Origin of the sequence: Euzebyella marina, from assembly GCF_014855515.1 — a bacterium.
Classification (GTDB): Bacteria; Bacteroidota; Bacteroidia; order Flavobacteriales; family Flavobacteriaceae; genus Euzebyella; species Euzebyella marina.
In genome coordinates this window covers 1028602-1054161 of the sequence record NZ_JACYFK010000001.1, presented here as the reverse complement: position 1 = coordinate 1054161, position 25560 = coordinate 1028602, and the positions used below count along the sequence as shown (strand labels likewise).

Sequence of the window (25560 nt, the reverse complement as noted above, 5' to 3'; positions counted from 1 at the left end):
ATTGATAACATTCAATTAACTTACCAAAGTTTACCATTTGTAAATTTGTTAGAAACGCATTTGTCTTGTGTAGCCCTCTCTTTTTCAAATAATTGTAAAAGAAGGCTTCCAATAGGCATTTCGTGAAGCAACAGAACTAACCCCAACCAATATCTCCCATGAAATCAAAAAAGAGTGTTTCATATCAGGGTCACGATTCTTCCCTATATGCATGGAATTTATGCGCTGGTTTTCCAACAAAGAGGAAAATACTACCAGCGCTTTTATTTTGTTCCCTAATCAGCGGTACTACCATAGTGGCGGCCATACCTGTAGATGGGCTATCGTATGATAGTAATATTATTAACTTTCAACAGACCATTACCGGCACGGTTTCCGATGAACTGGGGCCATTACCAGGAGCTACCGTTCAGGTAAAGGGTACTTCAGTAGGCGTCACCACTGATTTTGACGGTAATTACTCCATAGAGGCCGATAGTGATGCTATCTTGGTAGTTTCCTATTTGGGTTATGCTACTCAAGAAGTAGCGATTAATGGGCAACAAACCTTGAACGTTCAATTACAACCAGATGCTACCCAACTTGAAGATGTAGTGGTGGTTGGTTATGGTACAACTGCCAAAAAAGACGTTACCGGCGCTATATCATCCGTTAAGGCCGAGGAGATTGAAAACCTTCCGGTTGCCAATGTTGAAAAGGCTCTTCAAGGTAGAATGTCTGGGGTTCAGGTAGTCAATAATGGTGGTGCCCCAGGAGGAGAAACCAAAATAAGAATTCGGGGTACAGGAACCGTAAATAACTCAGATCCGTTGTACGTTGTCGATGGCGTTCCTACCAGTAACATAAACGGTCTTAATCAAAATAACATCGCCTCACTGGAAGTTTTAAAAGATGCTTCAGCCTCGGCTATCTATGGTACCCGTGCGGCTAACGGGGTGGTCATTATCACCACAAAAAAAGGTACTAAAGGTCAAAAACCGAGCATTAACCTAAACGCTTATACCGGTTTCTCAAATGTGAGAAAGACAATCGATGTGCTGACCGCTCCTCAATTGGCCGAAATTAAAATTGAAAGATCTGCGAATGACGGTGCCGACGCCGATGCGGTTTGGAGCGACCCTCAATATCTTAACCAAACCACTGATTGGCAAGATGAAATATTTGAGACCGGCTACACCAACAATGCAGATTTCAGTGTTACAGGTGCTGGAGAGAACAGTTCTTATCTAGTAGGTTTTGGCTACTACGATGAGCAAGGTATTTTAAGCAACTCGTTTGCCAACCGTCTTACTTTTCAGTTGAATACCGATACCCAAGTGACCGATTGGCTTAAAATCAATCAAAACCTATCGATTTCAAGAAGAAAGACGAACTCGCCCAATACCTCATCATCTCAGTCAGGGGTTATCGCCAGTGCCCTAAGGTTTCACCCAGGCCTACCCGTGTACCTTGCCGACGGTAATTATTCTACCACTCAGGTAAGTAGCGAGTTTGGTGATATTAACAACCCACTGCACACTATCAACGAAGATAACGACCTTCGACAGGCCAACACACGGCTTTTAGGAAATATACAAGCGGAAATTAAGCTATATGACGGCCTTAGCTTCAAGGCCAATTTCGGCCTAGATGGCGAAATTTCAGACCGCAAAAGATACTATCCCCAAATTCTTGACCAAACAAGAAACAGGGGCCTGAGCAGTTTGGAAAGAGAATACAGTGAATTTTATTCTATTCTACAAGAGTATTTCTTGAGCTATAATAAGCTTTTCGGAGACCATTCAGTTGGTGCTGTAGCGGGTTACACAGAACAATCGTTCGAAAATCAGGGCTTCTACGCCCAAGCCAACAATATTAATGACTCAGAGTCCGAAAAGATTTTAAGCAACGGTGATAACGATAACGCTACCGAGTTTCGCTCCCATGACGGTCTTCGATCAATGTTTGCTAGAGTCAACTATGGCTATAAAAATCGTTATCTGTTGACTGCCACTTTTCGCTCAGATGAATCTTCTAGGTTCGCAGAGGGCAATCAGAGGGGTAATTTTCCAGCATTTTCGGCAGGATGGAGAATATCGGAAGAGTCTTTCTTTAACGTACCGCTTATTGATAACTTGAAAATCTCTGGAGGTTGGGGTCAATTAGGAAACCAGAATATCGACAGGTTGCAGTATTTGGCAACCTTGACCGCCGGAAACCGATATTCATTCGGGCAAGACGGGCAGGTACAGGTTGAAGGCATTTCACAATCTACGTATGCTAACCCTGATGTGACATGGGAAACCGTAGAAATGACCAACTTTGGCCTAGAGACCAGTCTTTTTGATTACCGCTTGACTTTTAATGCCAACTACTTTATAAAGAATACCGAAGACATGCTGTTACGTCTTCCGGCTATTGGTTCGCAGGGTACCGCAACGGCTCCTTTCAAAAATGCCGGAGAAGTTCAGAATAAAGGTTTAGAGCTAGAGCTTGGCTGGAATGACCAAAAAGGTGATTTCTCATACGGTGTTTCTGCAAATGCATCCTTTATAAGCAATAAGGTGGTAAGCCTTTTGGAAAATCAAGATTACCTTACTTCCGACCCGTTCAGCAGAACGGGACAAGAACTGTCTCGCACTTATATTGGTGAGCCCATAGCGACGTTCTACGGCTATAAATCAGATGGTTTGTTTCAAAGCGAAGCCGAAGTTAATGCACACGCCTTACAAGAAGGCGCCCAACCGGGAGATGTTCGTTTTCAAGATTTGAACAACGACGGTGTTATCGACGATAATGACCGTATGATAATCGGAAGTCCACATCCTGATGTTACCTACGGTCTCAACCTGGACTTTGGATACAAAAATTTTGATCTTACCGCCTTTTTTGTAGGTGTGGGTGGAGTAGACATTTTTAATGCCGAAAAAACCGTGGGCATGAACAGCTCTTTTAATTTCAACTACCATGCTGAGATATTGGATAGATGGACAGGGCCTGGAACTAGCAATAGCACACCAAGGGTAACATTCAATGATGAGAACAATAACTTTAGAACCTCTGATCTTTTCATCGAATCAGGAGACTATTTTAGGCTCAAGAACCTGACACTTGGTTATACATTGCCCCTAGATATTACCGAAAAGTACGGTATCGGTAAACTCCGTTTATACCTATCAGGTCAAAATGTATTTACCATCACCGGTTATTCTGGCTTCGACCCCGAATTGGGGCTTACCAACGGTAACCTGCAACAAAATGTTGATACGGCACAGTTTCCACAATCAAGAACCTATTTATTAGGCGTTAACTTAACCTTTTAAGCAAGAAAAAATGAAAAATCAATATAAATACTTGGTTCCTTTTGTTGTAGCTATATGCCTTGTTCAAAGCTGTGACGATGAGATTTTGGAAACAACGCCTTATGGGCAATATACCTCTGCGGAATTCTGGCGTAATGCCGAAGACGCCGAGGCGGCAGCTAATGCCATGTATCAACCACTAAGGTGGGAAGACCTTTATGGGCATAGTGAAAATGTGTTTGATAACAGTTCTGACGACTTGTTCAGGGCGGGTGACCACGGTTACGAAACGGCAATGGAAAACTTTACGTTTGACGCCAGTAACAACGGCTTTCGTTATGGTTGGACGGCCAAATACGAAATGATTGCAAGGGCCAATGCCGTATTGATCAATGTACCCAATATTGAAATGGACGCCACCCTGAAAAACAGGATTTTGGGCGAAGCACACTTTATTCGAGCCTTTGCCTATTGGAGGTTTTCGGTCATTTACGGTAGTGTTCCGATTGTATTGGAGCAAAATGTTATCGACAACAATTTCAATATTGCCAAATCATCAATTGAAGAAGTTCGCTCTCAAGTAGAATCTGATTTACTGAAGGCCATCGATTATCTTCCGGAAAGTTATAGCGGTGACGACATTGGTAGGGCCAGTCAAGGTACTGCCTACGGTCTTTTGGCCAAACTATACCTGTACGAAGAAGACTTTGCTGCGGCCATAAGTGCAGGCGAAGCCATAATAAACGGACCCTATGCCCTTGCCGGTAACTATAGGGATAATTTTGAGGTGGCCAGTGAAAATAATCCTGAAATGCTATTTGCCGCCCAAGGATTGGATGGATGGGCAGATGTTCCTAAAACTTATGACGCACCGAGACCTTGGGGAGGATGGGATTTTCACAACCCGGTGGAAGACATTGTAAACGAATATGAAACCGATGACCCTCGTTTAGGCTATTCTATCTTAAGACCTGGTGACATGATTGAAAGAGGCGGTGAGTTCGGTACCGTTGAATTTACTGCCGATTTAAGCCAAACCGGTTACTCATTGACCAAATATTGGAGTTTTAATACTGACGATGGTACTATCAACCGTGACCATAACGTGCCAATTTTGAGGGCCGCCGATGTTTACTTAATTGTTGCAGAGGCCAAAATTCGCCAAGATGGTCCGGGAGCCGGAGACAGTGAAATCAATATTGTTAGAAACCGTGTAGGGTTAGACCCCGTAAGCAATGCCGGTATGCCAGAACTAATTCATGAACGCAGGGTAGAACTATTTGGCGAGAACCAAAGACACCAAGATCTTATGCGATGGGACAAGGCAGGTATTGTAGATATCGTATCAATCTACGGTGAAGATCGCGGGCAGTTCGATCCGCCGAGAACTTTTGAAAAGCCTAAACATTACTATTTTCCGCTTCCCCAAAGTGAAATAGATAAAAGTGAAGGCATCCTCATTCAAAATGAGGACTATTAGAAAATCCGCATAGAATTTACCTACTTTATGGCTTCCTAGGTGTTTATCAGTAAATCCTAGGAAGCCATATCTTTAACATCTAAAGATTAACCTTCCGTAATGGCAATGAAAAGAGTAGTGGGTTTCAGATATTTTATGATTCCTTTTTTGTTGATTGCTTTGATTTCTTGTTCCCCTAAAAAAATACATAAAGAAAATTTGATAGGGGCATGGCAAGTTGACTCGGCAATGAGCTATTACAACGGGTTTTCGCATATGCAGCTTGAAGAAGGTCATGATTGGGGCCTTTGTACCTATACGAGGGATAGTATGATGAGGGAATCAAAGTTTGAAACCTACCGCAGTTTTTATTTTGGTTTTAAAGGAAAAGACAGTCTTTTTCTGTCTCCCACCAATACCAACGATACCGTAAAATTTCAAGTTCTGGTCTTGAACGAACAAATTCTGGCATTAAAAATGCCCCAGAAACCAATTTTCAAATCAACCGGAAACCAAGAACGTTATGAAATACGCTACTATTCGCGTACATCACCACCGAAAGTAAAACCCAAACTATTGCCAGGTTTTAAAGAATAAGATAATGAACCGTTTCATCTTTAGTGCTAAATTATTCATTACAATAGGCCTAATGTCTATTATCGGCTGCACCACAGAAAAAGAAAAGTCAGTTACACTCGAAAATCAATCCGCCTCATTTCAGCTTTTTGAGGTGCTATCTCCTGAAACTACAGGGTTAACATTTAACAATCTTATTAATGAAAGTCCGACCATAAACGGAGTCTTGTATGAGTACCTTTATAACGGTGGGGGTGTCGCTGCCGGCGATTTTAATAATGACGGCTGGCAAGACCTATTTTTCACCTCTAATCTTAACCCAGATGAGATCTATCTTAACAAGGGTGGTTTTCAGTTTCAAAGGGTTACTGCCCAAGCCAAACTTACAGGCAACAAAGGGTTTTCAACAGGGGTCACTACCGTTGATATCAATAATGACGGGCTCTTAGATATTTATGTGTGCAAATCGGGCAATTATGACGATACTGAGTTCTTAAAAAACGAACTCTTTATCAACTTGGGCATCAATAGCGATGGAGTGCCTACGTTCGAGGAAAGAGCGAGCGATTATGGATTAGATATTTCCGATCATTCAACCCAAGCAGCATTCTTTGATTATGATAGAGATGGCGATTTAGATATGTTTTTACTTAATCATGGTATTGACCCAGCAGAAACAGAGCCAAACATCGACCGCTTGCTTCTTCAAAAATCGAAACACAGTAACAACAAACTTTTTAAAAACAATGCAGGGCATTTTACCGATGTTTCAGCCGCCTCCGGTATAATCAATAACAGTATAGGTTATGGTCTGGGTATTGCTGTCGGAGACCTTAATAATGACCATTGGCCGGATATGGTTGTGGGTATGGACTATTCTGAAAAAGACCATCTTTATATCAATCAAAAGAACGGCACGTTCAAAGAGGTCATACGACAGGCCACCAATCATATCAGCAATTTTTCGATGGGCAATGATATTGGTGATATTAATAATGATGGTCGATTCGACTTCATATCTGTCGATATGGTATCCAACAACAATTATGACCTAAAAACCAATATGAGCGGTATGAACCCCCAGCGCTTTTTTGATTTGGTCGATAGAGGTCTACATCATCAATATATGTTCAATACCCTGCAATTGAATAACGGTAATATGCTTGATGATGGTACCGTTCCAGCATTTTCTGACGTTGCTCAAATCACTGGTTTGGCAAAGACCAATTGGAGCTGGGCTCCGCTTTTTTTTGATATGAACAACGATGGCCTTCAAGATCTATTCGTATCAAACGGGGTTTTAAGATCCTTTCGAAATAACGACTTTGTTATCTACAAAAGAAAGAGAGTACAGCAATTATATGCAGATATGAATCGATTGGCCAACCGAGATTCCCTTATTGAAAAATATTACAAAGACCTTCTAGCCGTAATGCCAGAAAAAAAAGAGGTTAACCTCTTTTACACGAACAACGGGAGTCTCAGTTTTTCAGAAATTAAGAACGATTCATTAGCCCCAACGGCTACCAACGGGGCTATTTATGTAGACCTTGACAATGACGGCGACCTCGATTTGGTGGGTAACAACATCAACGATCCCGCATTGATCTACCGAAACAATAGCAATGAAAATTCTACCAATCATTTTTTAAAGGTTAAGCTACGCGGTCCGAAAGACAATGCCAATGGCATAGGTGCTAAAGTGTGGATCACCACAAAAGGCCTACGCCAGGTAAAAGAGCTCTATACTTCGAGAGGCTTTCAATCTGCTGTACCCCATGAACTTCATTTTGGTTTGGGTGACCATCAACTAATTGACCAACTCAAAATAACATGGCCCGATGGGCGCTCTCAAATTTTAAACGGGATAGAGGCCGATCAGAAGATAATTGTAAACTATGAAGATTCTTCTGAAACAAGAGACGAATCAGAGGAAATCGAACCGCTTTTTGCCACCTCAAATTTACGCGGTGTGGGTTTTGAACACCAAGAAAACTCTTATGACGACTTCAAGAAGGAAATTTTGCTTCCGCATAAATACTCGCAAAACGGCCCTGCATTGGCCGTTGCCGATGTAAACGGTGATCAATTCGATGATTTCTTTGTGGGAGGGGCTAATAATCAGGCCGCAGCGCTATATCTGCAAAAAGAAGATGGTTCGTTTATCCAAGTATCTAAGAAAGTTTGGGCGGCCGACGCTTTTCATGAAGATGTAGCGGCCACTTTTTTTGATGCCGATCAAGACGGAGATTTAGATTTGTATGTGGCCTCGGGAGGTAATGAGTCGCCTGAAGGCGATACATATTATAAGCATCGAATGTACATCAACAATGGTAAAGGTCAGTTCGAGAAGGCTGTCAAGGCATTACCAAATATCCAAGTCTCCGCATCTTGCGTGGTACCCGCTGACATAGACGGCGATGGAGACTTAGACCTTTTTGTGGGTGGGAAAACAGTACCTGGTCGGTATCCATTTGCCCCTGACAGTTATCTTCTGATTAACCAAAGCACAAAAGAAAATGTCATATTTAAAAATGCTACCGCAACCAACGCCCCAATTTTAAAGGGATTGGGAATGGTGTCTAACGCCCAATGGGGCGATATCGACCAAGACGGAGACCTTGATTTAGTGGTTGTGGGTGAATGGATGCCGCTCACCATTTTAGAAAATGTTGACGGCCAACTAATAAATAGCACCAACAAGGCCTCATTAGACAGGCAAACCGGTTGGTGGTACGGATTGAAGATGCATGATTTCGATGGCGATGGCGACCTTGATTTTATAGCTGGTAACCTCGGGAAAAATTACAAGTATCAAGCTTCTTCAGAAGAACCCTTCGAGGTTTATGCTAAAGATTTTGATGAAAACGGAAGTCTTGATATTGTACTCAGTTATTACGAAAGGGGAAAGCTTTACCCCTTACGCGGGCGGCAGTGCAGCTCTGATCAGATGCCTTTCATCAAGAAAAAATTCCCTAGTTATAATGAGTTTGGGGCGGCCGACCTTTCAATGGTGTACGGTAAAGAAGCTCTTGAAAATGCGTTGCATAGGCAGGCAGAAACATTCGCCAGTGTATATGTCGAAAACTTGGGAGATTTCAAATTCAGAATTCACGAGTTAGACCCTTTAGCACAATTGTCTTCGGTTAACAGTATTCTGGTTGACGATTTTAATAAAGACGGAAATGCCGATGCATTGCTTGTTGGAAATCTTTATCAGGCAGAGGTAGAAACAACACGAAATGATGCCAGCTATGGTACGGTTCTTTTAGGTAATGGTAGGGGCAAATTCACCGCTATGATGCCAGCGGAAAGCGGACTTTTCGTAAAAGGAGATGTCAAGCAGGCATCTATCCTCCGTTCTTCTAGCGGAGAGAAACGCTTTCTATTTGCCAAAAACGACGCGCCCATTCAGGCGGTAGACCTTAACTAAAATAGAAATTTTGACTATTTAAGGAATGGAATTTTACAAATAGTAAACTGTAGTTTTTTAATTTATTTGGGGAGAAACTTCCCTCCTAAAAATGTCATGTTATGATATATTAACATGGGGTTGATATATTTTGACCTAGGCGCATCGAAACTGTTAATTTAGTAATGCTTAGATAACTTTCGCTTAACCTTTTAGCTTTTACTATTAGTAAATTTGCCTCAATGCTTATGACCCCAAATGTAAGTGTACTTTCACCTCTTTTGAAAGCTTCTACTTTATTTTCAGGGTTGTACGCCAACATATAAAAGATGACCTCACAGGTAATCTTTAGCAAAAAGGCAGTCAACTCAAGGCCCCTCTACCGCCCATTTTTGACTATTTTATTGCCAATGATTACGGCCTCTAGAGCCTGAAAACTTTGTTAAGTCTTTCTTTTTAGTCACCCAAAGATTTTCCGGGAAGGCTTCCTTCCTGGGAAATTCTTTGGTATTACGTCCTTTAATCCTTTTCTCTTATAAGTTTTTCTACAATTTAAAGAAATCTTATTCCTACATCGTTAATATTTGCTTTTGGTCGAAAAGAAGTCCTTAAAGCTCTTCATTGAAGATTTTCGTAAAAAAGCTAATGCCGCAATTACGATATTTATAAAGCTAACGAAAACGTTTTAGAGAAGTTCTCACAGTAGCAATCGTGAATTATGGATAAAAAAGAAGAAGCTGTAATAAAGCAATTACAAACTTGGACAAATAATATTCCTCTAATTGTACTTGGTAGCGGAGCTTCTGTTCCCTTTAGACTTCCTTCAATGTGGACTTTGGGAGAGTACTTAAAAAGTTCAATAAGTTTTGTGAATTCTGATGACCAAGCTCAATTTGAAAAATTTAAAGACGAATTTGACAAAACTGGTGATTTAGAAACAACACTTACAAAACTTCAATTAAGAGCCAACGTACTTGCTGAAATCGTCGATAAAACTTGGGAACTTGTCAATGAATCAGATTTAAAAGCATACGAGAAATTCATCAACAAAGTAATTGAATTTCCCTTAGCCGAATTATTAAAATATCTCTTAGACACAGCAGGTAAAAAAGTTTCAATTATAACAACGAACTATGACAGGCTAGCTGAATATGCTACTAGTCTTTCTAAAGCTATTATCTGTAGTGGTTATGCTCAAAGTCATATTGGACACTTCTCAAACAATATTCAATCCAACAATTTAGCTTCTTTAAATGGCTATAAAGGACAAGTAAACATTTGGAAAGTTCACGGTTCGTTAGACTGGTTTAAATCTAATGAAGATGAAAATATACAACTTCCATTAAGACAAAGCATTCCAAAAGACTATCGCCCTTTAATTGTAACACCTGGCTTAAGCAAATATTCAGAGACACATAATGAACCATATAGAACAATTTTTACACAAGCAGACTCTGAAATTGAAAATGCGAATGGTTTTTTATGTATTGGCTATGGGTTTAATGACACTCACGTTCAACCAAAACTAATTGAACAAATAAAAAACAGTAAGCCAATTATTGTAATAACTAAAGAACTTACTGAAAAAACTAAACAATCAATCATCGATAATAAATGCCAAAAGTACTTGCTTATCGAAGAGGCTAATTCTAAAAATACCAAAATCTACTCTTCCAAATTTGGAGAATTTGTAATTGAAGATACTAGTTACTGGGAATTAGGAGAATATTTAAAACTAATCATTTCATAAACAGAACTATGGCTATATTCCAATTTGAAGAATCTACAAAAATCGGTACCGTTTTTAGTGTTGACACTTCTACTCTAATAGTAAAAGTTGAAGAACTCGAAAAGCTAAGGAAACTGCAGGTAAATCATTTAATTGCTATAAAAAGCTCAAAAGCTGGACAACATTTAATTGGTATCATCAACCGAATTACGAGAAAAGTATCCAATGACGAGAATCCAGTCTCCGATGATTTAGGTCTAACCAATTTTTTGCTAACAGAAAACATCTTAAAAGTTAACCTAATTGGTACTTTAATAGACAAACACGGACAAAAAGAAAATGTATTCAAAAGAACTTTAGATACAGTTCCTGAAATTGAAGCAAACTGTTTTCCTATTGACGGAGAAAATATCACAAAGTTTATGCGTACGATATCAGCAAAGGAAAATTATGATATTCCTCTCTCTCTTGGTAAATACTCAATTGATGAAAATGCAGATGCGTATTTAGATGGAGACAAACTTTTTCAAAGACACGCTGTAGTTGTAGGTAGTACTGGTTCTGGGAAATCTTGGTGCGTAGCAAAATTGGTTGAACAAATTGCAAAACTTCCAATGGCAAATTCAATACTTTTTGACATTCACGGAGAATATAGTGGAGAAGATTTTAAAACCGATGGAATACAACATTTACGGGTTGCTAATCCCTCTGACTTAGGAAAAACTGGAAATCTGCAAAATAGTGTTTTAATGCTTCCTTATTGGCTTTTGACTTATGAAGAAATGTTAGCAATGTTACTTGATAGAAGTGACAGTAATGCACCGAATCAAGCAATGCTTTTTTCTAAAATTGTCTTTGAAGAAAAATTAGCTTTTTTAGATTCAATTGGAGACACAACATTTAAAGATTCTATAACTATTGACAGCCCAATACCATATAAAATTGATAATGTAATAAGCAAATTAAAAAATCTTGACGAAGAACGTGTTCCCGGAGCAAGAGCAGGTCAAGACAAGGCAGGACCTTTCAATGGAAAATTAACAAGATTTGTACAAAGGTTAGAAGCTAAAAGTCAAGATAAAAGATTAGGTTTCTTGTTTCAAATATCAAATGACGAATTAGATATTGACTGGATGAATAGCTTATGTAACTTGTTAATGCAAGGTTCTAAACAAAATGACCAAAAATCAGGTGTAAAGGTTATTGATTTTTCAGAAGTTCCTTCAGACGTTTTACCACTTGTTATTGGACTGGTGGCAAGAATTGTATTTACTGTTCAACAATGGACAGCAAATGACAAAAGACATCCTATTTGTCTATTGTGTGATGAAGCTCATTTATACATTCCCGAAAGAACAAGTCAAGATTCTGCTTCCGAACTTGGTTTAAAGAATTTTGAAAGAATTGCAAAAGAAGGTAGAAAATATGGTGTTAGTCTAACTGTTATAAGTCAAAGACCAGCAGAAGTTAACAGAACAGTTCTTAGTCAATGTAATAATTTCATTTCACTAAGGTTGTCAAATGCAGAAGACCAATCAGTTGTAAAAAGACTATTACCAGATAATCTTTCTGGGCTAACAGATGTATTACCGATTTTGGATATTGGAGAAGCTTTAGTTGTTGGAGATTCATCTCTATTACCTACGAGAATATTAATAGATGAGCCAACAATTAAACCACAAAGTGCAACAATTGATTTTTGGAAAGAATGGAGTAATGACAAGGCTGAGCAAGATATTCTAAGTGCAGTAATTGGCTTAAGAAGGCAAAGTAGAATTTGATACGGACAACTTTGATCCTTCTATTCAATAATTAATTTGGTTGCTTTATCTTCCCCCTATGAAAGAAGAGGTCGTTCGAACCCAAGACGTTTTTAAAAGCTGCTTTTTCGTAGGGTGCTTTGGTATAATCATCTTCGTTGTTCTGGCGGTTGGCTATTTCTTCTGGTGGCCGTATTAACAAATACCGTTCGGTATGGTTATTTAAATTTTTAAGTCTTCCTTTTCTAATTGATTTTTCTTCCGCTACACACTCCTTTTTATTAGCCATCATTATCTATTGTCAAGATTCTAGCGATTGTTTTTCACATAGCGCTTATCTGCTACAGGACAGTACAGTATGGATAAGATTGGCAAAAGAATTATTCTTGTTATAGGCTGTTACTTCCCCACAGCATAATACCTGAAATCTCTAACTAACACTAAAGACTATGAATACCAAGGCATCGTTGTTTATTGGCTTGTTAATTTGTATGCTGCTCATCGGTTGTGCGCAAGAACCACCAAAGCCATCTTTTAATAAAGAAGAATTGGCCAAAAACTTTCAAAATCCCCCCAATGAAGCAAAGCCCCGAGTCTGGTGGCATTGGATGAATGGCAACATTACCAAAGAAGGCATCAAGAACGACTTGAACTGGATGACCGAAACGGGTATCGGAGGCTTCCAAAATTTTGATGCCAACCTATTTACACCATTGGTGACCGATAAAAAGCTGGTGTTCATGACACCTGAATGGCAAGACGCCTTTAAATACACCACTGATTTAGCAATAGAAAAAGGATTGGAAATGGCCATCGCAGGATCCCCGGGCTGGAGTGAAACCGGAGGGCCTTGGGTAGAAGCTAAAGATGGCATGAAAAAATACGTCTGGTCAGAAATAACGGTACAAGGCGGTCAAAATTTTAAGGGTACCTTACCTAAGCCCCCGACCGAGACAGGCGGGTTTCAAAATGTACCCTCTGAAGGGGGCATTGAAATGAGTGAAGAGCATCAAGAACTGCCCGAATTTTATGGCGATGCAGCTGCTTTTGCCTTTCGCATACCTGATGATGAGCAAACAATGGCAGAACTCATGCCCAAGGTTACATCAAGTGGCGGAAAATTCTCTTTAAAAACCCTCACCGATGGCGACTTGCATACAGCTACTGAATTGCCGCCAGGTGAAGTAGGCGAAGAGATATGGATTCAATATTCGTTCGATCGGCCCGTAACCTTTCGTAGTTATTCGGTTGTTGGGGCCAACCACAATGCCTTGGAGCAGTTTAGGGGAAGCCCTCAAAACCGAAGTTTATATGTCAGCGATGACGGTAAAGACTTTCGAAAGGTAACCGATATTCCAGGCTCGCTCGTTCCGCAGACTTCAGGTAGCTTTAAGGAAGAAACTGCCAAATACTGGCGCTTTGCTTATGAGACTCTACCTCCGTCACCTCCAGGGTTAAGTGCCTTGTTCGGTGCTCCGATGCCTACCAAACCCGATGGTGTTCCGGTAGCCGAATTTGTTCTTTACCAAGCTGACCGTATAGATCAGTTCGAAAATAAGGCCGGTTTTAGCGCATGGGTAGAAACAGACGTGCCGACTCACACTACCGGCAATGCCATAAAGAAAGAAGAGGTTATCGATTTGACTTCACAACTTGGTGAAGATGGTTCGTTGAGTTGGGAGGTGCCTGAAGGAAAGTGGAAAATCGTTCGGTTTGGATATTCCCTTACCGGGAGACAAAATCACCCTGCCTCACCGGAAGCAACAGGCCTTGAAGTAGACAAACTTGATGAGGATGCGGTTCGTAGGTACATCAATCATTATTTGGATCTGTATAAAGAAGCAACGGGTGGTCAAATGGGCGAAAAAGGTCTTAGCCATGTTATACTCGATAGCTATGAAGCCGGGCATATGAACTGGACGCATAATTTTCCCGATGAATTCAAAAAAAGAAGAGGTTACGACATACTGCCATGGATGCCGGTACTTTTGGGTAGGGTGGTGCAAAGTGCCGAGGATAGCGAGAAATTTCTTTGGGACTTTAGAAAGACTATCGGCGAAATGATTTCCGACAATCATTATGATGTTATCGGAGAAGAACTGCACAAAAGAAACATGGGCCGATATACCGAAAGCCATGAGAACGGACGTATTTTTTTAGCGGACGGAATGGATGTTAAACGCAATGCTGATATACCCATGTCTGCCATGTGGACGCCCGGAAGCCTTGCCGGTGGTTCCGATGAGGAAGTACGCAGCGAAGGCGATATTCGCGAGTCGGCGTCAGTAGCCAATATTTTCGGAAAGCCTTTTGTAGCCGCCGAGTCGATGACCTCTATTCAAAATGCATTTTCTTGGCATCCAGAAAAACTGAAGCGTACTGCCGATCTTGAAATGGCTTCCGGTCTCAACCGATTTGTAATCCATACCTCTGTTCACCAGCCTTTAGACGATAAAATGCCCGGTTTCTCATTGGGCCCTTTTGGTCAATACTTTACCAGACAAGAAACATGGTCGGGTGCGGGTGCCAAGGCTTGGATCGATTATCTTGGTAGAAGCTCCTATCTTTTACAACAGGGCCAAAATGTTGCCGATGTTCTCTACCTATATGGCGAAAATGATAATATAACACGAATTACGCAGCAAAGTCTTCCTGATGTGCCCAAGGGCCATGAGTTCGATTTTGTAAGCGCTACCATTCTAAAAGAAGCCATAACGGGTTCCGATGGTCACCTTAAAGCGGAAAGTGGGGTTACTTATGCCATGCTAATGTTAGATGAGGGTACGCAAAGAATGACCCTATCCACTTTGCAGAAATTAAAAGAATTAGCCGATGCAGGTATCAAGATCAAAGGTAAAAAACCACTTGAAAGCCCTAGTTTATCAGACGATGATAGGGCTTTTCAGAAAATGGCCGAAAAAATATGGTCAAAACCCAACGTAGGTGCCAACGTGGCTCTTGATCAAGTTCCCGATGTTGATTTTTCAGAAACGGATCATGATATTCGTTTTCGTCATCGTGCTACCGGAGACAGTCATATTTACTGGCTTAATAACCGCAGTGCCCAAGCTATTAAATCAAAGTTGGGCTTTAGGGTAACTGGTAAAAAACCTCAAAAATGGAATCCGCAAACAGGGGAAGTTTTGGATATTGGCTATTCGACATCGGAGAATCAGACTTGGATCGATTTGGATTATACCCCTTGGGATGCTTTTTTCATCTTGTTTATAGATGAGACCGATCAAAACTCTTTTTCAGTTCCCGAAACGGATTCTGAAACCATTGCTGAAATCAATGGGCCCTGGCAAGTAGCCTTTCAGGGGAATAGAGGGGCTCCTTCCTCTAAAGTTTTTGAAGACCTCGTTTCGTGGACGGATCAGGAGGAAGAGGGCATCAAGCACTTCTCAGGTACGGCGACTTACAGCAATACCTTCTCGATATCAAATATCGAGGACGGTGCTAAATACACCTTAGATTTAGGAGAAGTTAAGAATATAGCAGAGGTCAGCGTTAATGGCAATGCTATTGGTACTCTTTGGAAAACTCCTTTTACTATTGATATAAGTGATGCCTTAAAATCAGGAGATAATACTTTAGAAGTTAAAGTCACAAATACATGGGTCAACCGCTTGATCGGTGATGCTGTAAAAGAGCCTGCCCAAAGAATTACGTTTACGACTATGCCATTTTATAGAGGTGGTGAAGAATTATTGCCTTCCGGACTTTTGGGCGATGTAAAAATCTTACAGATGAAATGAATACTTTGATGAACGTTTGAAAATTTATTGGAGCTGGTAAAAGCAGATCCAAACGAACTAGTAAATTTTCTATACTTTAGAAGAATCAACCAACAAACCACCGATCATGTCGCAATTGGCAGAGAATGTATCGAAACGTCTATTTTCATTGGATGTTTTTAGAGGATTGACCATGTTTTTGCTTATTGCCGAAGCCGCTGGGTTTCATCAATATTTTTCGGAATGGGCCGAGGGTTCGGTGTTCGAGGGCTTGGCCCACCAACTACACCATCACCCTTGGAACGGCTTGCGCTTTTGGGATTTGATTCAACCTTTTTTTATGTTCATCGTAGGGGTAGCAATGCCTTTTTCACTCAGAAAACGTCTTTCTCAAGGAGACCGCAAAAGGGTTAACCAGCACATTTTCCGGCGCTGCTTTTTATTGTTTGCCTTTGGGGTGCTACTTCATTGTGTTTATAGCCACGAACTTGTCTGGGAACTCTGGAATGTTTTGGTACAACTGGCCTTTACCATTTTAATAGCCTACGCCATTATGCACCTGCCCAACAAGGTTCAAATTGGTGTATCTATCGGTTTGTTACTTTTGACCGAGATACTCTATAGGGCCTATGACCCAAGTGCCCCATACGCTCAGGGCCATGAAAGCTTTGGGTCTTTTATGGATAGATTGGTAATGGGCCAGGTGAATGGGGGTTATTGGGTGTTCGTGAACTTCATTCCGACCGCTGCACACACTATTTGGGGCGTTATTTGTGGAAAATTGTTGTTGGAACACATTCCTGAAAAAGAAAAAATAAAGCATTTTCTAATATGGGGTACGGCCATTCTTGTTATTGGCTTCGCTCTTGACCTCACCGGTGTAACCCCTATTGTAAAACGAATCGCCACCACATCTTTTACTTTGGCATCGGGCGGCTTCGCCATTTTGACCCTCACACTTTTCTATTGGGCAATCGATGTGAGAAATAAACATTATGATTGGCTAAAAATTTTCGCTGTTGTGGGCACGAACTCTATATTTATCTATCTTTTTGCCGAGACCGTGGGAGTTCAGTGGTTTCGAGGTTTTGGAAAAATCTGGACAGCAGGTCTTTTGAGTCCTCTAGGTGTTTCAGAATCCCTAATTATGGTGATAAATTCGCTTGTGGTACTTTTTATCTTTTGGTACATTACTTACTTTTTAGACAAACACCGAATTTATTTCAAGGTATAGCCCCTAAACCCATCCTTTAAAATAAAATTTATGAAAATTAGACTGTTACTTACCCTCTTTACCTTTGTTGGCTTTATTCTACTCGCTTGCGGGGTTCAAAAAAACACGTCGGATGACGGATGGATCGATCTTTTCAATGGTAAAAATTTAGAAGGGTGGACCACAAAGATTCACCATTACGAAACAGGTGATAACCATGGGGATACCTTTAGGGCCGAAGATGGTATCATCAAGGTGAGATACGACCAATACGAAGGTGATTTCAATGATCGTTTTGGGCACTTGTACTTTGACACCCCTTATTCTCATTTTCATCTTTCAATGGAGTATCGTTTTGTGGGGGAGTTACATCCTGGGGCCCCATCATATACGCAATTGAACAGCGGTGTAATGTACCACTCCCAAGACCCTCGCACCATGTTAAAGGAACAGGATTGGCCTATTTCCGTAGAAATGCAGTTTTTGGCAGGAATTGAGGAAGGGGTGGAACGCCCGACCGGAAATATGTGCAGCCCAGGAACGGAAATAGATTTTCAAGGAGAGCAATACCCCGGCCACTGCTTGAATTCTACTTCCGAAACCCTATACGGAGACCAATGGGTAAAAGCAGAATTGATTGTTTATGGCGACTCTCTGGTACAACACATTATCAACAGCGAGAAAGTCTTGGAATACACCAAGCCCCGTGTGGGCGGTGATGTGGCCAATCGTTACGACCCAAAATATAAAGTAAACGGCACCCCTCTAACACAGGGTATGATTGCTTTGCAAAGTGAGGGCCAGCCCATTGATTTTAGAAATATCAAGCTTAAAAACTTGAAGAACTAGCTTCGTAAAAGCAATTTTAACGTAATTTTGTCGTTATTTTTGCGACAAATGTTTTATTTTTAATAAAAAGCTTTTCATGGCAACTGCGTTAAAATTGTTTGAAACCAAAAACGGGGAGTTCTCTTATGACTGGAACGACGATAAGCGGTCTTATTTACTTATCAAATTGGTCAGAGAGGGTATACCGTACAGTGATTTTGCAAAGGTTTTAAACGCGTCTTCCTTTAGTTCACAAGAGTGGGCCAATTTTCTGAATATTTCAGTTAGAACCCTAGAAAGGCACCGAGAAGAAAACAAGATATTTCGTCAAGAACAAAGCGAAAGAATACTTTCCATCTTTCAATTGCTTAATTATGGCAAATCGGTTTTTGGTACTAACGAAGACTTTTTTGAGTGGTTGGGCTCAGAAAGTATAGCCCTTGGGGGTATTAAACCCAAAGAACTCTTAGATACCAGCATTGGCATACACATGGTGAAAGATGAGCTTGGCCGCCTAGAACATGGGGTATTGGCATGATTGTTTATCGGTTGGGAAAGGAGAAGTATAAAAACGACCTTTCGGGAATCGGGGCCGAAAAATTTGGTGGCCGTTGGAACAGTAAAGGGGTGCGAATGGTATACACTTCGCAATCTCGGGCTCTGGCCAATTTGGAAGTAGCCGTACACTTAACTTTAAAACTCGTACCCAAAGACTATTATTTGACCGCCATCGAAATACCCGATGAGCTAGTACTACCCTATCCTGAAAAAAAATTACAGGGCAAAAATTGGAAAACCCATCCACCAACATCATTTACTCAAGAAGAGGGAGATAAATTTATAAAGTCGAGCAAAAACCTCGTTTTAAAAGTACCTTCGGCCATTGTACAAGGAGATTATAATTTCTTGATCAACCCTGTTCATTCAGATATCGGCAAAATTAAGGTCTTGTACTCCGAACTTTTTTCTTTTGATAAGCGCTTGTTTAGGCCATAGATTCAGAACCCTCATACAACTCTATGGGAAGGTCATCTGGGTCAGCAAAAAAAGTAAAGCGTTTTCCTGTAAATTCATCGACGCGAATAGCCTCGACTTCAACACCAAGTTGCTGCAAACGTTCTTTTTCTTGCGCGACGTTGGCAACCTCGAAAGCCAAATGCCTTAGCCCTAACGCCTCTGGCCTAGACGGTCTTTTTGGAGGTTCAGGAAAGGAAAACAGTTCGATGATATATTGCCCATTTAGAGCTAAATCCAATTTAAATGAATCTCTTTCTTTTCGATAGACTTCTCTAATAACTTCCAACCCTAAAATAGTCGTGTAAAAATCTTTCGATTTTTGGTAATCGGAACAAATAATGGCAATGTGATGAACATTCTTTAGTCCCATAAAAACTAATTAAGATCCTCAGGATATTTCCCGGCGGTAGTCCATCCACCATCAACAGAGATGGTCTGGCCATTGATATGGTCGGCCTCCCCAGAAAGTAAAAAAAGACATGTATGGGCGATATCTTCAGGTTTGCCCACTCTACCATTGGGGTTCAACCTACCCCAAATACCTTCATAATCAGGCTGCTCTAATTTTGTGCGTTCGGTAAGTGTGGCCCCTGGAGCAATTACATTGATATTGATATGATGTTGATCCAGTTCATAGGCAAGGTTCACGGCCATCATACGCAATGCCGCCTTGGTCATGGCATAGGTGGTCAGGTTGCGGTACGCCCTAATACCCACTTGCGAAGACAAGAGAACCACCTTACCGCTATGCCCCTTTTCAATCATTTTGAGAACGGCTTTTTGAACAAGAAAAAAGGCTCCTTGAAGGTTCAGCTCTACTACTTTATTAAATGATTCAGGAGTAAACTTTAAAAAGTCGCCAAACAGCGTTATACCCGCGTTTGGCACAACGAAATGAATATCACCAAAAGAGTTCACGGCAAAATCAATTATTTCATCAATTGTTTTAATAGAACCGGCATCGCCCGCAAAAGATTTACAATTTCCCGGATGAATTTGATCAATTTCTTTTGCAGCCTTTTTTGATAACTCTGGGTCAAGGTCGTTTAGAACTACATTGGCCCCATTTTTAACAAGTGCCTCCGCAATGGCATAACCTATACCTTCGCCTCCACCGGTAACGATGGCCGTTTTTCCTTTAATTCCTGAATAAGCCATTATAATTCTTTAAAATAGGTAATCAGCGTACCCGTAACACCTGGTTTGAAAGTAAACAGACCGCCACTTTGAGGGTGTTTTTCAAGTTGTTCTTCGCTCAACCCGCTTCTCGCCGTAGTTATGTAAAGTGTGTCTAGGTTTTTACCGCCGAAACAACAAGAGGTTACATGGGGCGCAGCAACTTCAATCTTTTGAATGATTTCTCCGGTTCTGGGGTTCCATTGTCGAATACAAGCTCCGCCCCAATGGGCAATCCATAACATATCTTCAGAATCGATACACATGCCGTCTGCCCCGCCCAACTCCTTTGGTATATTAAAAGCGGTCTTTCGATTTTTTAAATTTCCCGAATCTATATCAAAGTCGTATCTGTCAATGCGATAATTTTCGGTATCACTAAAGTAAAAAGTCTTTTTATCGGCCGTCCACGCCATTCCGTTTGAAATAGTGGTATTAGGAATAGCAACAGAAACTTGCCCTTTAGAAGTTACTTTGTACAGATTGCCGCTCTCAGGGTCAAATTCTTTGTGCATGCTTCCGATATAGAAATCACCGTTCGGACCTACTTTACCGTCGTTGTAACGCATTTTAGAATCTTCATTCTTTAAAATGCCGTGCTTTCTAAAGTCTTTGTTTGCTACCTGAAAACTAGCCAACCCGTCTTCAAGGGCCAGCAAGATATTTCCGGTAATTTCTGGAATAGCGGCACCTGTCATTGAAGGCAGTTGCCAGAAGTGGTGTTCATTAGTTTCGAGCACCAATTGATGAAGGTATTTTCCCTCGATATCTACCCAATAAAGTGTTTGCCGTTGCCAATCCCAAACCGGGCCCTCACCCAGAACACTTCGGGTGTCTAAAAGTAATTTTGCCTCAAAAGTTGATTCGTGCATTCCGAATATTTCAACGAGAAAGTTACGGAATTTTTAGGGCAATCAATTTTCTTTCACGAAATCCTTTCTTAGTCGAATATCGCTATCTGGCACCTTGTTGATCAATGTTTTTTTACCGTTCTTTTTGATTAGGTCGAAGGCATCGTACAAAGAGCCCATCGGTGTATAGGCACCATAGGTTATTGTGTCTTGAGATACCGTAATGATCTGAAACAGCTGTGTGTATTCGCCGCGGCGCACCATCCAGCCTTGGTCTTGAGATTCATACATTTTCGGTCCGCTGACCGACACGGCATATACCGTTCCGGCATCTTTTACTACCGTTAGCCCTTGACCTTCATTTTTTTCATATCCACGAGCATAGGTATGGTCATGGCCTTGCAAAACCAAATCAACCCCGTACTTGTCAATTAACGGTTTTAATGCATCTCGTAGTTCTTTATTGTCCCTTCCTTTTGCTGTTGAAAAAATAGGATAGTGCATGGTGATTGCCGTCCATTTTTTGGTATTGTTTTTTAACACCGAATCGAGCCATTTCACTTGAGCGGTTCGGGCTTCTTCATGCTCATCGAAGCCTTCGGCATCTATCGAAATAAGTTTCATATTCTCATATTCAACGGCATAGCACGTTTCTTTTAAAGCCTCTGTTGGTCCATTTTCTGGCAGTGTAAACTGAGGCCGCCATAGTGAGGATAGTACCCCGTCTCTGTATTCATGGTTGCCCGGGGTCATAATACTGGGTACGGTGGCATGAATAAAGCTACCTGCGTAGAACCACTCACCCCATTCCATATTGGCATCTCTGTCATTGATCAGGTCGCCTGCGTGCAACATAAAATCAACGTTGGGGTATTGCCTATATGAATTGCGTATAACTCGGGACCATAAAGACTTGACATTGTTCTGGGCATCGCCAAAATAGATGAAGCTAAACGGTTTATCACCTTTGGCACTGGCGGTTGTAAATTGAAACCATTCGCTCCAGTATCCATTGTCATCCGCTCCATTTCCAACTCTGTAGGCGTAAGTGGTCTCCGCTTCGAGTCTGTCAATTACGATGGAATGATAAGTGGCCTTGACAAGGGGTTCCCTCCGGTTTTGATTTTCGAATAGTTCTGAAGTTGCCTTGATTTTCTTTACTCCCTCTAAAAGAAATTCTGGTCCATCAGTGGCCTTGGCTATTTCTACAAAGCCCTCAGCCACTTCTTGGTTGGTGCGCCAATTGACCGCAAAGCTACGGGCCGGGTCAACGGTAAGGTTGGTAATAATACGGTCAGGAGTTCTCGATGGAAAAATTAGCTTGTGGTCTAAAATAGTATCTAACGAACCGTAATGGCTATGAGCGCCTTGACCATGATTATGTTCTTGTGAAAACGCAACTGTAGATAAACTTGAAAATATCAATAAGGCGATTAACTTTTTCATTTGATAGGATTGCTAAACTGGTTTGGAATGAAGTTCTGTTTCGGTAAGTATTTCTGTGATAAAACTACAAAGTTTGAAAGCGACCTTCGTAAAGAATCTTGCCCGTATTGTATGGAAATTTATCAAGCTTTTAGTGAAAAATTAAGCTTAATTAGCCCTAAATGATGAAAACTGCCATGTAAAATGCTGAATTATCGTTTTTGTTTCTTCAAAAGTTTTTATTATTTATCGATGCAACTGCAATATTTATAAATAATGCACAATTGTTTTCCCGATATGATAATTCATTGAGCCAAAGGGGGCAACACCTTTAAATCAATCGGATTATAAAGTACTTTTACTATTACTTATCGCCATGGGGCATCAATATGCCGAAACCATCAAATCAATAAAACCAAGAATACATGTTGCAGAAGGGCATAGAGGCACAAAGGTTGGCCATCTCGGACAACTATAGAAATTGGAAAAAGTGGGGGCCCTACCTAGCCGAAAGACAGTGGGGCACTGTTCGCGAAGACTATAGTGAATATGGCCACGCTTGGGATTTTGTTGACCACGAAAAGGCAAGAAGTAATGCTTACCGCTGGGGTGAAGAAGGTATTGCAGGGTTTTGTGACGCGCGTGAAATTCTTTGTTTGGCACCTGCCTTTTGGAACGGCAAGGATCCTATCATTAAAGAAAGACTTTTTGGCCTGACCAATAACCAGGGCAACCACGGTGAAGACGTTAAAGAATTATATTTTCATCAAGAATCGTCGCCAACACATTCGTATTGTAAATATCTCTATAAGTACCCCCATAAAGAATTCCCTTATGGAGACTTGGTCGCCAAAAACCAGCGCAGCCGTCATGAGCCTGAATTCGAGTTGCTCGATACCAACTGCTTTAACTTCAGCTCTTATTTTGATTGTATCATTGAGTACGCCAAGGCAGACGTTGATGATATTTTAATGAAAGTGACCGTAGTAAACCGTGGTCATAAAGCTGCCAATATACATGTACTGCCCCAACTCTGGTTTCGCAATTTCTGGAAACACAACCAGCGCTTTTCAAGGCCGGCCATCACCTCAACGGGGCTCACCACAGCCGAATCGCGAAGCACAAGAAATGGAAGGTACTTTTTGTACCACCAGCGCGGCAAACAGTTGTTCTGCGAAAATGAGACGAACAACAAAAAAATATATGGTGTCGAAAATGAAACACCCTTTGTTAAAGATGGTATCAACGACCGAGTGGTCGAAAGAAAGAGAAAAGCGGTCAACCCTGAAAAAACAGGTTCAAAATTTGCCGTATGGCACAAGCTAAGGCTTCGCCCTGGTCAAGAAAAAACAATCAAATTCCGCTTGTCTAAAAAACGGGTAGAAAAACCTTGGGCCGAGTTCGATAAAATCTTTGAGCAAAGAGTAAGTGAGTGCCGGGCATTTTACGATGAAACCGTTAAAACATCGTTGCCTGAAGCCCATAAGCATATAGTTAAAAGGGCTTTCTCCGGACTGTTATGGACAAAGCAATTCTATTACTACGATGTATTTAAATGGCTGTTCGGTGGGCCCGGCGAAGCAAGACCTTATCGCTCGAACGCCAGAAACTTTAGTTGGCAGCATCTCACCAACCGTCATATTATTTCGATGCCCGATAAATGGGAGTATCCTTGGTACGCTGCTTGGGATCTTGCCTTTCATATGGCTTCCTTTGTTGAAATAGACCCTTATTTTGCCAAAGAACAATTGTTATTAGTGCTCCGGGAGAGTTACATGCATCCCAATGGGCAAATTCCGGCATATGAGTGGAATTTTAGTGATGTAAACCCTCCTGTACATTCGTGGGCGGTATGGACAGTTTATGAAAAGGATAAAGAACGAACCGGAAAGGGCGATAGGGATTTTCTTGAAAAATCTTTCCAAAAACTCTTGGTCAACTTTACTTGGTGGGTCAACCAAAAAGACAAACACGGTACCGACCTTTTTGAGGGCGGGTTTTTAGGTCTTGATAACATTGGGGTTTTTGATCGCAACCATATGCCCCCAGGCATAACACGTATGCAGCAGGCCGATGCGACTAGTTGGATGGCCATGTTTACCCTGAATATGCTTCGCATGTCATTAGAACTGGCGGAAGGTAATGATGCCTATGAAGAATCGGCAGCCAAGTTCTTTCGTCACTTTCTCAACATTGCTTGGGCCATGCACCACATCGGTCAAAAAGATATTTCGCTCTGGGACGATAAGGATAATTTCTATTATGATGTAGTCGAAATGTCAAGCGGTACATCACATAGACTGAAGGTTCGGTCGCTCGTAGGTATTATACCGATGTTTGCCGTAGAGGTCATGGATAAGAATCTTTTTGAGAACCTGAAAGAATTTAAGACCAGAGCGGCCAAAATAGTTACGACCCGACCCGATTTGGCTTCTTTGATTTCGAGAATTGAGGAAATAAATGAAAACGGAAGCTATTTATTTTCAATTATGAGAGGCTTTCGGCTTGAGCATTTATTGAAGCGAATGTTAGACGAAGACGAGTTTCTTTCCGACTATGGTATTCGCTCTTTATCAAAATACCACAAGGATAACCCGTATGTTTTTGACCATCATGGGCATCACTCCATACAATATGAACCGGGCGAAAGCCGCTCTAATATGTTCGGCGGTAATTCAAACTGGCGCGGGCCTATCTGGATGCCTCTGAATTACATGATTGTACAGTCTTTGAGAAAATATTACTCTTACTACGGGCCCACTTATGTTTATGAGTTTCCTACCGGGTCGGGAAATAAGCTAAACCTCAACCAGATTGCCAACGAAATAACGAAAAGGTTGATGCGTCTTTTTGAAAGAAATGCCGATGGGCGCTTTCAGTACCATTCAGACGACAAGAACAAACTCTATTCGAAAAACGAACATTTTAAGAATCAACATCTGTTCTATGAGTTTTTTGATGGGGATAACGGTACAGGTTTAGGTGCATCTCACCAAACAGGGTGGACCGCCCTTATTGCCAACCTCATCATGGAAATGGAAGAGTCGGAAAAGCAGGAAGAAGTCAAGGTTGAAAAAGCGAAAGTGCTTTAATCCT

General features: G+C 41.2%; 17 protein-coding genes. 12 read left to right on the top strand and 5 right to left on the bottom strand.

Annotation, left to right across the window (positions count from 1 at the left end):
• The first annotated feature begins 158 nt into the window (after positions 1-158).
• The 6 genes from IL356_RS04160 (at position 159) to IL356_RS04135 (ending at position 12238) form a co-directional block, all read left to right on the top strand.
• Positions 159-3302: a SusC/RagA family TonB-linked outer membrane protein gene (locus IL356_RS04160; RefSeq protein WP_121847064.1), complete on the top strand. Its 3144-nt coding sequence runs from the start codon at positions 159-161 to the stop codon at positions 3300-3302.
• 10 nt (positions 3303-3312) lie between these two features.
• On the top strand, positions 3313-4761 hold the full coding sequence (locus tag IL356_RS04155) for a RagB/SusD family nutrient uptake outer membrane protein (protein WP_121847065.1): 1449 nt from the start codon (positions 3313-3315) through the stop codon (positions 4759-4761).
• 99 nt (positions 4762-4860) lie between these two features.
• Positions 4861-5337 (top strand): hypothetical protein, encoded by a 477-nt coding sequence (locus IL356_RS04150; RefSeq protein ID WP_121847066.1) that lies wholly within the window; start codon positions 4861-4863, stop codon positions 5335-5337.
• 4 nt (positions 5338-5341) lie between these two features.
• Complete coding sequence (locus IL356_RS04145; protein ID WP_121847067.1) at positions 5342-8749, top strand: VCBS repeat-containing protein; 3408 nt, start codon at positions 5342-5344, stop codon at positions 8747-8749.
• A 697-nt stretch (positions 8750-9446) separates the two neighbouring features.
• The gene (locus IL356_RS04140; RefSeq protein WP_121847069.1) at positions 9447-10478 is read left to right on the top strand and encodes an SIR2 family protein; all 1032 of its coding nucleotides are present in this window, start codon (positions 9447-9449) and stop codon (positions 10476-10478) included.
• Positions 10479-10486: 8 nt separating this feature from the next.
• Positions 10487-12238 (top strand): ATP-binding protein, encoded by a 1752-nt coding sequence (locus IL356_RS04135; RefSeq protein WP_121847070.1) that lies wholly within the window; start codon positions 10487-10489, stop codon positions 12236-12238.
• 31 nt (positions 12239-12269) lie between these two features.
• On the opposite strand, the gene IL356_RS04130 is transcribed toward IL356_RS04135, so the two are convergent.
• Positions 12270-12509 carry a hypothetical protein gene (locus IL356_RS04130; RefSeq protein ID WP_121847071.1) on the bottom strand — a complete coding sequence of 80 codons (240 nt, stop codon included), beginning with the start codon at positions 12507-12509 and terminating at the stop codon, positions 12270-12272.
• Between the two features lie 157 nt (positions 12510-12666).
• Between IL356_RS04130 and IL356_RS04125 the strand changes: the two genes are divergently transcribed.
• From IL356_RS04125 to IL356_RS04105, 5 genes are all read left to right on the top strand, one after another.
• Positions 12667-15975 (top strand): glycosyl hydrolase, encoded by a 3309-nt coding sequence (locus IL356_RS04125; protein ID WP_121847072.1) that lies wholly within the window; start codon positions 12667-12669, stop codon positions 15973-15975.
• Between the two features lie 106 nt (positions 15976-16081).
• On the top strand, positions 16082-17188 hold the full coding sequence (locus IL356_RS04120) for an acyltransferase family protein (RefSeq protein WP_121847073.1): 1107 nt from the start codon (positions 16082-16084) through the stop codon (positions 17186-17188).
• Between the two features lie 30 nt (positions 17189-17218).
• Entirely contained in the window at positions 17219-18016 is a 798-nt protein-coding gene (locus IL356_RS04115; RefSeq protein WP_121847074.1) for a 3-keto-disaccharide hydrolase, read from the top strand.
• Positions 18017-18092: 76 nt separating this feature from the next.
• Complete coding sequence (gene parS, locus IL356_RS04110) at positions 18093-18533, top strand: type II RES/Xre toxin-antitoxin system antitoxin (RefSeq protein ID WP_121847075.1); 441 nt, start codon at positions 18093-18095, stop codon at positions 18531-18533.
• Positions 18530-18991 carry an RES family NAD+ phosphorylase gene (locus tag IL356_RS04105; protein WP_121847076.1) on the top strand — a complete coding sequence of 154 codons (462 nt, stop codon included), beginning with the start codon at positions 18530-18532 and terminating at the stop codon, positions 18989-18991. The genes parS and IL356_RS04105 overlap by 4 nt, the downstream gene beginning before the upstream one ends.
• Here IL356_RS04105 and gloA2 read toward each other — a convergent pair.
• The 4 genes from gloA2 to IL356_RS04085 are packed head-to-tail and all read right to left on the bottom strand — an operon-like array spanning position 18981 to position 22485.
• Positions 18981-19382, bottom strand: a complete 402-nt coding sequence (gene gloA2 / locus IL356_RS04100; RefSeq protein WP_121847077.1) for an SMU1112c/YaeR family gloxylase I-like metalloprotein — start codon at positions 19380-19382, stop codon at positions 18981-18983. The genes IL356_RS04105 and gloA2 overlap by 11 nt on opposite strands.
• Positions 19383-19387: 5 nt before the next feature.
• On the bottom strand, positions 19388-20170 hold the full coding sequence (locus tag IL356_RS04095; RefSeq protein ID WP_121847078.1) for an SDR family NAD(P)-dependent oxidoreductase: 783 nt from the start codon (positions 20168-20170) through the stop codon (positions 19388-19390).
• Complete coding sequence (locus IL356_RS04090) at positions 20170-21060, bottom strand: SMP-30/gluconolactonase/LRE family protein (protein ID WP_121847079.1); 891 nt, start codon at positions 21058-21060, stop codon at positions 20170-20172. The genes IL356_RS04095 and IL356_RS04090 overlap by 1 nt, the downstream gene beginning before the upstream one ends.
• A gap of 42 nt (positions 21061-21102) precedes the next feature.
• Complete coding sequence (locus IL356_RS04085; RefSeq protein ID WP_121847080.1) at positions 21103-22485, bottom strand: purple acid phosphatase family protein; 1383 nt, start codon at positions 22483-22485, stop codon at positions 21103-21105.
• A 404-nt stretch (positions 22486-22889) separates the two neighbouring features.
• Here IL356_RS04085 and IL356_RS04080 point away from each other — a divergent pair, with 404 nt between their 5' ends.
• Complete coding sequence (locus tag IL356_RS04080; protein ID WP_121847081.1) at positions 22890-25556, top strand: MGH1-like glycoside hydrolase domain-containing protein; 2667 nt, start codon at positions 22890-22892, stop codon at positions 25554-25556.
• The last annotated feature ends 4 nt before the right edge of the window (positions 25557-25560 follow it).